Here is an 8,732-nt window from a genome sequence, read left to right on the forward strand (position 1 = left end):
TGCATCTCCTGCTCCCGCCAGCGCGCTGAAGATGCCCTCCCAAATGCCGCGCCCGGACCAGCGGACGAAACGATTGTAGAGCGTCTTCTTGGGTCACCACCTACCAATGGGAGTGGATGGCAGAAATTCCGGGCTGGCGGGATTACTATCTCGGTCACGACCAGGCGGCGCATTATGCCTATGGCAAACGCATGCTGAAGGCGATCGCCTTGCAATTTCCGAGTGAACGGCGCTGGATTCTTAAGGGTAACCAGCATTCCGAGCAATTACCGGCGCTGATGGCCAATTATCCTGACGCCTATGTTGTCCAAACCTTCCGGGATCCGCTGGCCATATTGTAGTCGGTCCTAACGACGCGTGGGCTTCTGGTTCTCGATGATCAGAAACACCCCAACATCGCGAGTCATGTGACGTACTGGGTCGATCGCATCGAGAGGATGCTGAGAGCCTACATTCGCGACCGCAGCGTCGCCCCCGCAGATCGACTGCTCGAACTACTCTTTGCAGAAATTGTCGCCGACGACGTCGGTACAGCCCAGCGGGTGCTGGCATTCGCGGGATTCGAACCGTCGCGCGAAAGCATGGCGGACATGCGCAATTATATGGCGAGCCATCCGCGCGGACGCGATGGGCGGGTTGTCTACGACATGGCTGGAGATTTCAATCTGGATGTCGCCGCATTGCGCGAAAGGTTCCGTTTCTATACTGACCGGTTCGATGTCCCGGTGGAAGTCGAGGCATGACTTCGTCCTTTCCGCCGCCCAATCGCCGGCTGTCGGTCAATGCGATGTGCACTTACCCCTGGTCGTTCGACGAGGATCTGGCGACATGGCGGGAGGCCGGGCTTGGCCAGGCAGGTCTGCTGATGGCCAAGCTGCAACATGATGCCGAAGCGTGTATGGATCGACTGACCGCAGCAGGCATCATGGCAGCGACCCTCATTACGCAGGGCTTCGATCTTTCGGCACCAGACGTTTGGAAGCCATAACCGTCCATCACCGCTCCGCGATAGACCTGATGCAGCGACATGGCGGAGCTTCGATCTATTTCACCGCGGGTCGCACGACAGGGGCATCTTGGCAGGAAGATTTCGATCGGCTGGCCGATGCGGTCGCACCGACCGTTCGATATGCCAGTGAACGGGGCATCGCTACGGCATCTGAGCTGCTGGACCTGATGGGGATTTAGGCGCGATCCGACCGTCAACAAGGACGCTACATGGCAAACATACCCTCACCGCGTTATAGGCAGGCCGATCACCCCCGGCTGAAAATGAACGAGTGGCGTCCCGAGGATGGCGCGTTCCGCATCAGTGACAGTATCCTCATGTCGAAAAGCGTGACCAACGCCTATCTCGTGATCACCGAGGAAGGCGATGTTGTCATCAACACTGGCCTCGCCGGACATGGCCAGCGCCACCGTGAGCGTTTCGAGCAATTGCTGAAACGCCGGCTGGCGGTGCGAAAGGTTATCTTCACTCAAAGCCATGTCGACCATGCGGGCGGATGGCAGGCTTTCGATGGAGCCGATGTCGATTTCATTGGCCAGCGTAATTTCGACGCGATCTGGGCGGAGCGTGCAGCACTCGAGCCGTTTTTCGCGCGTCGTAACTACCGCGTCATTCGCGCGATCCTAGACAAGATGGCGCGGGAATCGAAGGGACCGCAGCCTTCCGAAACGCCGGCGCCCCGGTTGACGACACGCTATGGCGATGGGTATGCCTTCGTTCTGGGTGGCCAACGCTTCGAACTGATCGCGACGCCGTCGGGTGAATCGCTGGACGCGGCATGCGTATGGATACCGCAGAAACGAACCTTGCTCACCGGTAATTTCCTAAGTGCGGTGCTGGGCACAATGCCGAATTTCGTGACTTTGCGCGGAGATCGCCAGCGCAGCATCCCCGGTTTCCTACGCGAACTGCAAGCGTTGATCGACTTGGATGCGGAGCTGCTGATCACCGGTCATGGCGATCCGCTGGAGGGTGCGACAGACGTCTGCGCTACGCTTAAAAAAGTGCGTGATGCAGTTCGCTTCATACATGACAAGACGGTACGTCGCATGGTGGCGGGCGAGACCCTGCCCGAAGTCATGGAGGCGGTCGAACTGCCGGCTAAACTGAGGCTGTCACGCCTGGGACGCGGCCCGACGCGGTGGTATGTGCGGAGCATCTGGAAGGAATATACCGGATGGTTCCGGCAGGAACTGACATCCGAACTTTACGCCAAGCCAGTCGTTTCAATCGGGCCGGTTCTAGCTGAAATGGTCGGCGGCCCGGCCGCGCTCGCCGCCAAGGCCGAGGGACTGCGCGCTGACGGTTTTATCCAGCAGGCGCTGCATATGGCCGAGCTGGCCATTGCCGCAGCACCCCACAGCCGGGTCGTGCGCGAAACCGAAGCGCGAATTCTGGTCGATCTCATCGATGCGACGGGCGGTGATGGTTTTGACGAGATCGGTTGGCTTGAGAGCAAGCTATTGGAAGCGCAGGAAGCTCTGGGGCAAAGCGACGGAGGGAAGGACTAAGCGTGCTTGTCACAAGTCAGGAACCAAGCGCGTCTTATACCAAGATTCATTGATGAGAACCCACGTTCCCATTTGCGGCGTCCAACTGTCATGATGCGCCACTGCCGATCAACGAGCTCGTTCCAGGTGGAGGCGCAGTGTTAGCCTGTGCCTTTTGCATTTCGATTAACTGGCGGTAGATGAAATCGATCTTTTGATCGGTTTGAGTGTTCGTAGCATCCAGCGCCAGCACGGGCATGACAAATGTGCGCACGATCCTGGAAGCTTCGTCGCAGGTCGCAAAATGCCGGCGGCTAAGTTCGAAGATCTGAATAAGTAACCAGCGGTGCAGTTCCTCGAACGGGGCCGGGCAACGGCAGATGCCGTCAGCCTTCGCCTGACGCAACAGTGGGGCCAGGGTCTGGTCCGACGCATTCTTCATTGCGGCAGCAAGCAGATCGAGCGATGTGTCTGACAGGCCGCGTCGCAGTTCGCGCTGAAGCCAGGCGTGGCGATGCGCGGCCATGATCGCGAATACGATCAACTGTTCGATGCGCTCAACGAAGGGCGCAGGACTGATTGCCAGCTTGCGACACTCTTCTATGTCAGTCGACAGCCGCTGCCGCAAGAATTCTTCCATGATGGCATCGCGGCCGCCATGCCGGCGGTACAATGTGGTCCGCGCAATGCCAGAGTAGCGTACGATATCGTCAAGCGTGACGGCATCCAGTCCCCGTTCTTCGATCGCGTCCTGAATCGACGCGATGAAGCTGATTTTTTCGGGGTCGGGTTTTGATGACTGCGGCAATGCCACCGCTGAAGGCAACGCGCTCACGTGGTTTAACTCCGTTTTGATCGTGCCGAAGGCTCGCCAGCGATCCGGATTATGATTGCATCTTTTTGCGCTGGAATGCAAAGTAAGAATAGTTCCATTTTATGGAACATAATGTATGTTGCGGTTCAGATTGGTTGGCAGGCCGGGATTCTGTGTGATCGGATCGGCAATTGGAGAGTGTTTGTCACATGACGGAATCTGTTACCCCGTTTCGGATCGACGTCCCTCAAGAGGAGTTGGACGATCTACGCCACAGATTGGCTCGCACGCGGTGGCCCGACGGCGCGCCGGTCGATGACTTGAGCCAAGGCGTCCCGCTCACAGAGATGCAGTCCCTGTGCGACTATTGGGCGACCGACTATGATTGGCGCCGGTGCGAGAGAATGCTCAACGGTCTGGGCCAATATCGTACGGCGATCGACGGGTTGGGCATCCATTTTTTGCATATCCGTTCGCCAGAGCCGGATGCTCTGCCGATGATTATGACGCACGGCTGGCCGGGATCGGTGCTCGAATTCGCCAAGGTGATCGGACCCTTGACCGATCCCGCAGCCCATGGCGGCGACGCGAAGGATGCCTTTCACCTGGTCCTGCCTTCGTTGCCCGGGTATGGATTTTCGGACCGGCCGGTCGAACAGGGATGGGGTCCCGAAAGAACTGCTGCGGCTTGGGCCACACTGATGCAGCGGTTGGGTTATGATCGCTGGGTCGCGCAGGGCGGCGACTGGGGCAGCGTGGTGACGCGGACGCTTGGTGCCAAGAAACCCGAGGGGTGTCTTGGCATCCATCTCAATTTTGCGTTTGTTCCGCCGACTGCGGAAGACATGGCCAACCTGACGCCGCAAGAACAGGCGTTGCTGGGCAAAGTTAAATATTATCAGGACGAAGGCAGCGGCTACGCCAAGCAGCAGTCCACTCGTCCTCAGACTATCGGCTACGGTCTGAACGACAGCCCCGTCGGGCTGGCCGCCTGGATCTATGAAAAACTTCAGGAGTGGACGGACAACGATGGCAAGGTCGAAGACACCCTGACGAAGGACGAAATACTCGACAACATCACACTCTACTGGTTGACCCAGTCGGCGACGTCGTCCGCCCGCTTCTACTGGGAGAATAGAGTCAACCCGGTGGGCGGTGACATCGTCGATCTGCCGACCGGGATTACGCAGTTCCCCGGCGACATCATGAATGCGTCGCGCCGTTGGGTAGAGCGTTCGTTCTCCGGTATCATATGGTGGAGCGAGCAGACCACGGGTGGACATTTCGCGGCGTGGGAACGCCCGGACATCTTCGCGGCTGAGGTTCAGGACTGCTTTCGCCAGTTGCGATGAGTTCACGACCCTGGCCCATTCGACAGACAGAAAAGAGATAGACCATGCGCATTCGGCAACCAGATTTTGATTTCTCGCAAACCCGCGCTCATTGGGCACCCAACTTGGAGTTCGCCCAAACGCAGAACGCGGCGTCTCTCGGCATTCCCGCACTTGAAAAGTTCCTCAACCGCGTGATGGCCAAGGCGCGCAAGGAAATCCATGGCGACGATCCCGCGTCTGTCGCCTTGCGGGCAGACATTAAGACCTTCATCAAACAGGAATCCTGCCATACAGCTGCACATGAAGCGGCCAATGCCGTTCTCGTGCGAGACGGCTATGATCGTATTCGCGAGTTCGAGCGCGAAATCGAGGCGCATTACCAGCGTCTGTTCGAAACCAAGTCGCTGTCATTCCTCACCGCCTATTGCGAAGGGTTCGAGACGCTTGGCCCGGCATCGGCCATGTCATGGTGCGGCGACAGACTGGACCCTTATCTGGAGGGGTCCGACCCCAATATGGAAATGCTGTTCCGTTGGCATCTGCTGGAAGAATTCGAACATCGCCATGTCTGTTATGATGTGTTCAAGAAGATCCATGGCGGATACTGGATGCGAATTTACGGTTTCTTTTATCAGGCGTATTGTTTCGGAAAGTATACCAATAAGGTGAAGAAGTATCTCTTGCAAGTCGATCGCGCAGGTATGACAGATGCTGAACGAAAGGCATCGATCAAGCGGGAAAAGGCGGTCAGCAAGATGATGGCAAAGAGTATCCTCGGCAATTTGCTGAAGGTCTTGTCACCATCATACCGTCCGCATGACCTGGCGGTGCCAAAGCTTTGGAAGAAGGTAGAAAGCGACATCGATGCCGACTGGATCAAGTCGAAGCGATCGCGGCTATCGCCGGCACAGGCCCATGGATCCGCGGGGTCGGCACTCTGTTGAGTTGCACCGAGAAGTGATGGAGTGGACGCCCCCTCCCGACGGCATCAAATGTGTCATTGTGATGTTTCCGACGTCACAGTCGAGGAGAAGGCATCCATGGACGAAGTTAGCATTGTCGGCCTAGACTTGGCAAAGCGGGTTTTCCAGGCTCATGGAGCGTCCTCCAGCGGGGACGCGATATTCCGCAGGCAGCTCAGCCGGTCAAAGGTGCTGCCATTTCTGGCTCGGCAGCCACGCTGTATTGTTGCAATGGAGGCATGTGCCAGCGCTCATTTTTGGGGGCGGGCTATCAGAGAACTGGGGCACGAGGTTCGTTTGATCCCGCCGATTTACGTAAAGCCATTTGTGAAGCGGCAAAAGAATGACGCTGCGGACGCGGAGGCGATCGCTGAAGCGGCCGTTCGGCCGAACATGCGTTTTGTTGAGGTCAAATCGCAGAGCCAGCAAGCAGGTGCGATGGTGTTCAGGACTCGCGACCTACTGGTTCGACAGCGCACACAGCTTATCAACGCACTGCGCGGTCATCTTGCCGAACATGGTGTTGTCGCTCCGCAGGGGGTGACGAACGTCCGGATACTGGAAGCCGCAATTGAAGAAGTCGAAATGTCGCTCGAGCTGCTGATCGTCGAGACGGCACGGCTTTACCTTGCGCAGATCGCCTCGCTGAGTGAGCAGATCCTGATGCTTGAGAAAGTTCTCCAGCAAGAAGCGGCCAAGGCGGTTACGACGGCCCGGCTGTTGACCGTGCCCGGGATCGGTCATGTTACCGCAATGGCTATCGAGGCCTTCGCGCCTCCAATGGAGACTTTCCAGCGCGGGAGGGATTTTGCCGCGTGGCTTGGACTTGTGCCTATCCAGCGATCTACCGGCGGCAAGCGGGTCCTCGGCAGAACATCCAAAATGGGCCAGCGCGATATCCGGCGACTGCTAATCACGGGCGCAATGACGATGGTACGCTGGGCAGGCCGTTGCGCGTCGCCAGAAGGTTCCTGGTTATCTCGCATGCTGGAGCGCAAACCGCGAATGCTGGTTGCCATTGCTTTGGCCAATAAAATGGCTCGTTCAGTCTGTGCGATGTTGACCAACGGTGAGGATTACAGGGATCCGGTGACTGTCGCGGCCTGATCAGACGATCGCGCGATGAGTTCCCGGTGCGTCGGGCGTGTGAGAAGATCGAGGAGTAGTAAGGGCAAAGTGATCGGACAGATTCGGTTCTGAAAAAGCATTCCGAGTCATGGGGCTGCGAGCCCGCAGAAGTGTTTTGCATCAGAGCCGCGCATCTCCATACCGGCCAGTGGACATCAGTCCGCAGAACAGGCCTGATACATGACCGCATACGATCACACGCCGGCGCCGTTCCAAAACCTCTTGCGCGACTGAGGGCATCCATACATGACTCGGGTGGAAGGTGTGTCCCGCGTTGCGGGACGAGGGTCAAGCGGGTGATTTGTTCTTTCTGAATTTTGGGGCGGCGGAACTGGCCCTGAAGCGGAAGCTGTCATTGCCGGTTTCAAGGATGTGGCAATGATGCGTGAGGCGATCCAGCAGGGCGGTGGTCATTTTGGCATCGCCAAAGATACTGGACCAATCGCTGAAGCTCAGGTTGGTGGTGATAACGACGCTGGTCCGCTCATAGAGTTTGCTGATCAGGTGGAACAGCAATTGGCCGCCCGATCGGGCGAACGGCAGATAGCCCAGTTCGTCGAGTACGATCAGATCGAGACGGGATAGCTGGGCGGCGAGAGCGCCACTCTTGCCGATCCTGGCCTCCTCTTCGAGGCGGGTCACCAGATCGACCGTGTTGAAGTAGCGGCCCCGGGCGCCGGAGCGCACAACATTGGCGGTGATGGCGATGGCCAGATGGGTCTTTCCTGTGCCTGTGCCGCCGACCAGGACGATATTGCGCCGTGCGGGCAGGAACGCGCCGCTGTACAATGAACGCACCAGCCCTTCGTTGATCGGGGTACCCTCGAACCGGAAGGCGTCGATGTCCGTCACGACTGGCAGCCTGGCAGCGGCCATCCGGTATCGGATCGACGCGGCATGACGATCCGTCCCCTCCGCTCGCAGGATGTCGGGTCAGTATCTCCATGGTGGTGCGCTGGCGCTGAAGGCCGGTGGTGACGGCATCGTCGAACGCGCCTGCCATGCCTTTAAGCCCGAGCCCGCGCATGGCCTCGATCATGTTTTGCCGCTGCATCGAAGGTCCTGTGATCGGTCGTGCAATTTTCCGCAAAAGTGGGCTCTCCCGCAATTTCGGTGCAGGTGTCGGGAACGAACCATGAATCTGGTTGATTCATCGAGACTCCATAGAGGGAGCCTGTCTTGCCGTGCCCAAGCGTATTCTGCCGCTTATTCCATGCCAGCTGATCGTGGAGGAGGTCATTATCGAAACCGAGCGCATCGTGATCAATTGCCGGTCGCAGTTGTCTGCGCCCCGCTGTCCGAGCTGCCGGCGCGTGTCGTCACGGATGCATAGCACATACCAGCGACGCATCGCCGATCTCCCATGGCAGGGGTGCCCTGTGGTACTTTGCGTTCACGTTCGTCGGTTGCGGTGTGCCAACCGGAGGTGTGAGCAGCGTATCTTCGCCGAGCGCGCTGAGGACGTTGCCGCCCGTCACGCTCGTCGCACGCTGCGCGTGCGTGATGTCCAGCGTTCCGTCGGCCTAGCCCTTGGCGGCGAAGCGGGTGCTCGTCTCGTTGAGCGGCTGAGCATGCGCGTCAGTGCTGACACGATGCTTCGGATCGTTCGCGCTGATCGGCAGGTCCACCAGGGTGCGCCGCGTGTCCTGGGCGTTGACGATTGGGCATGGCGAAAGGGGCAGCGGTACGGCACCGTGCTGGTGGATCTTGAGGCCCACCAAGTCGTTGACTTGCTACCGGATAGGGAGAGCGAGACCCTTGCCGCGTGGCTGAAGTCCCACCCCGGCGCGGAAATTATCGCGCGCGATCGCGCCGGCAGCTACGCCAAGGGCGCGCGCGAAGGCGCCCTTTTGGCTCGGCAGGTTGCTGATCGCTGGCACATGCTGCGCAATTGTTCGGATGGGGACTGTCAGGATTTCCGTGTGTGGCCGGGCATAATGGGTAACAAGGAGTCCCACTATGTCACGACGCAAAGAGCCTGCCATACCGAATGAG

General features: G+C 58.7%; 7 protein-coding genes and 3 pseudogenes. 7 read left to right on the forward strand and 3 right to left on the reverse strand.

The window, feature by feature from the left end; translation table 11 throughout:
* Window positions 1–93, reverse strand: a pseudogene (locus J2W40_RS20245) (IS5/IS1182 family transposase); the annotation flags it as partial.
* 23 nt (window positions 94–116) lie between these two features.
* Between J2W40_RS20245 and J2W40_RS20665 the strand changes: the two are divergent.
* The 3 genes and pseudogenes from J2W40_RS20665 to J2W40_RS20265 all read left to right on the forward strand — a co-directional run bounded on the left by J2W40_RS20665 (window position 117) and on the right by J2W40_RS20265 (window position 2,520).
* Window positions 117–743: pseudogene (locus tag J2W40_RS20665) on the forward strand (sulfotransferase family protein).
* Window positions 740–988, forward strand: coding sequence for a PH domain-containing protein (locus tag J2W40_RS20260; RefSeq protein ID WP_310227764.1), 249 nt, complete (start codon window positions 740–742; stop codon window positions 986–988). Before J2W40_RS20665 ends, J2W40_RS20260 begins: the two are co-directional and overlap by 4 nt.
* Before the next feature lie 284 nt (window positions 989–1,272).
* The gene (locus J2W40_RS20265; protein WP_310227765.1) at window positions 1,273–2,520 is read left to right on the forward strand and encodes an MBL fold metallo-hydrolase; all 1,248 of its coding nucleotides are present in this window, start codon (window positions 1,273–1,275) and stop codon (window positions 2,518–2,520) included.
* Window positions 2,521–2,608: 88 nt separating this feature from the next.
* Here J2W40_RS20265 and J2W40_RS20270 read toward each other — a convergent pair whose 3' ends face one another.
* Entirely contained in the window at window positions 2,609–3,415 is an 807-nt protein-coding gene (locus tag J2W40_RS20270) for a TetR/AcrR family transcriptional regulator (RefSeq protein ID WP_310227766.1), read from the reverse strand.
* 107 nt (window positions 3,416–3,522) lie between these two features.
* Here J2W40_RS20270 and J2W40_RS20275 point away from each other — a divergent pair, with 107 nt between their 5' ends.
* The 3 genes from J2W40_RS20275 (at window position 3,523) to J2W40_RS20285 (ending at window position 6,716) form a co-directional block, all read left to right on the forward strand.
* Entirely contained in the window at window positions 3,523–4,665 is a 1,143-nt protein-coding gene (locus tag J2W40_RS20275; RefSeq protein ID WP_310227767.1) for an epoxide hydrolase family protein, read from the forward strand.
* Between the two features lie 44 nt (window positions 4,666–4,709).
* Complete coding sequence (locus tag J2W40_RS20280; protein ID WP_310227768.1) at window positions 4,710–5,591, forward strand: metal-dependent hydrolase; 882 nt, start codon at window positions 4,710–4,712, stop codon at window positions 5,589–5,591.
* Window positions 5,592–5,687: 96 nt separating this feature from the next.
* On the forward strand, window positions 5,688–6,716 hold the full coding sequence (locus J2W40_RS20285; protein WP_310227769.1) for an IS110 family RNA-guided transposase: 1,029 nt from the start codon (window positions 5,688–5,690) through the stop codon (window positions 6,714–6,716).
* 309 nt (window positions 6,717–7,025) lie between these two features.
* On the opposite strand, the pseudogene istB reads toward J2W40_RS20285, so the two are convergent.
* Window positions 7,026–7,791, reverse strand: a pseudogene (gene istB / locus J2W40_RS20290) (IS21-like element helper ATPase IstB).
* Between the two features lie 130 nt (window positions 7,792–7,921).
* Here istB and J2W40_RS20295 point away from each other — a divergent pair.
* On the forward strand, window positions 7,922–8,731 hold the full coding sequence (locus tag J2W40_RS20295) for an ISL3 family transposase (RefSeq protein ID WP_310227770.1): 810 nt from the start codon (window positions 7,922–7,924) through the stop codon (window positions 8,729–8,731).
* Window position 8,732 lies beyond the last annotated feature (1 nt).

The organism is Sphingobium xenophagum (assembly GCF_031457465.1).
GTDB classification, from domain to species: Bacteria; Pseudomonadota; Alphaproteobacteria; order Sphingomonadales; family Sphingomonadaceae; genus Sphingobium; species Sphingobium xenophagum_A.

Bases quoted from the DNA above. Each gene is read 5' to 3' on its own strand.
- J2W40_RS20260 (WP_310227764.1), top strand. From the start codon at position 740: ATGACTTCGTCCTTTCCGCCGCCCAATCGCCGGCTGTCGGTCAATGCG.
- J2W40_RS20265 (WP_310227765.1), top strand. From the start codon at position 1,273: ATGAACGAGTGGCGTCCCGAGGATGGCGCGTTCCGCATCAGTGACAGT.
- J2W40_RS20275 (WP_310227767.1), top strand. From the start codon at position 3,523: ATGACGGAATCTGTTACCCCGTTTCGGATCGACGTCCCTCAAGAGGAG.
- J2W40_RS20280 (WP_310227768.1), top strand. From the start codon at position 4,710: ATGCGCATTCGGCAACCAGATTTTGATTTCTCGCAAACCCGCGCTCAT.
- J2W40_RS20285 (WP_310227769.1), top strand. From the start codon at position 5,688: ATGGACGAAGTTAGCATTGTCGGCCTAGACTTGGCAAAGCGGGTTTTC.